Source organism: Vibrio sp. 10N.222.49.A3 (genome assembly GCF_041475145.1).
GTDB classification, from domain to species: Bacteria; Pseudomonadota; Gammaproteobacteria; order Enterobacterales; family Vibrionaceae; genus Vibrio; species Vibrio tasmaniensis_A.
In genome coordinates this window covers 1-1243 of record NZ_JBFRVM010000241.1, presented here as the reverse complement: position 1 = coordinate 1243, position 1243 = coordinate 1, and the positions used below count along the sequence as shown (strand labels likewise).

At 43.7% G+C, this 1243-nt stretch carries 1 protein-coding gene; it reads left to right on the top strand.

Going from position 1 to position 1243, the window contains the following annotated elements; genetic code table 11:
• The first annotated feature begins 62 nt into the window (after positions 1–62).
• Positions 63–1213, top strand: a protein-coding gene (locus AB4589_RS24115; protein WP_102300677.1) for an IS3 family transposase whose coding sequence is annotated in 2 segments (ribosomal slippage) — positions 63–306 and positions 306–1213 — 1152 coding nt in all. Because the reading frame shifts where the segments join, the coding sequence is not laid out codon by codon here.
• Positions 1214–1243 lie beyond the last annotated feature (30 nt).

Here is a 1243-nt window from a genome sequence, read left to right as displayed (position 1 = left end):
TGATCTGCACCAGAAGTTTTGGACACTGAGTTAAGTGAGTACAATCACTAACGAGGTGAACAATGACAACTAAGAAAACACGAATCAAACATGCTCCTGAATTTAAATCCGAAGCACTTAAGTTGGCAGAGAAAGTCGGTGTCGCTGCTGCCGCACGACAGCTATCGTTGTATGAATCTCAAATTTATGGATGGCGTAAAGCCGTCAAAAAAGATGCGAAAATCAGCGATAGAGAAAGGGAACTCGCCACTGAAAATGCCAAACTCAAACGGTTATTGGCTGAGCAAGCTGAAGAGCTAGATATCGTAAAAAAGGCCGCCACCTACTTCGCGAAAAATCTAAAGTAGATTGCTATGAGTTTATGCTCGAACACCTTATGCAATATAGGATTGTCCGTATGGCTAAGGTGTTTGGGGTTTCTCGAAGTGGGTTTTATTATTGGATTGATAATCGCCATAAAGTCACTCAACGCAACGAGCACCGAAAGCAGCTTGACAGCAAAGTTCGAGAAGTCTTTGATGATAAAAAGGAACGCGACGGTGCAAGGCGTATTCAAAAAGAACTTGAGGCAAATGGTAATAAGCACGATGTAAAAACCATTGCCGCGAGCATGAAGCGCCAGAGCTTAGTCGCGAAGGCAGCCCGTAAGTTTAAATGTACGACAGACAGCAAGCATAGGCTTCCTGTTGCCCCGAACTTGCTAGAGCAAGATTTTAATGCGACAGCACCAAACCAAAAATGGGCTGGAGATATTACCTATCTAGCGACAAGCGAAGGTTGGATGTATTTGGCGGTTGTTATCGACTTGTACTCACGGCAAGTAGTTGGTTGGTCAATGAGCACCAGAATGACCGCGACTCTGGTCTGTGATGCGCTATCAATGGCATTGTTCCGTAGAGGCATGCCCGAAGGGGTAATTATCCATAGTGATAGAGGTAGCCAATATTGTTCAAAAGACTACAGAGACTTAATCTCAGCCCATAATCTAAAACAAAGTATGAGTAGGAAGGGAAATTGCTGGGATAACGCCTGTGTTGAAAGCTTTTTCCACTCAATGAAAGTAGAAGCCGTTCAATACGAGCCGATAATGACGCGAGAAGAGATGCGCCAAGCACTTTTTGAATATATCGAAGTTGATTATAATCGAACAAGAAGGCACAGTGCCCTTGGGTATCTAAGTCCAGTTAACTTTGAAAAACAATATGTCGCTTAATGCGGTGTCCAGTCTAACTGGAGCAGATCA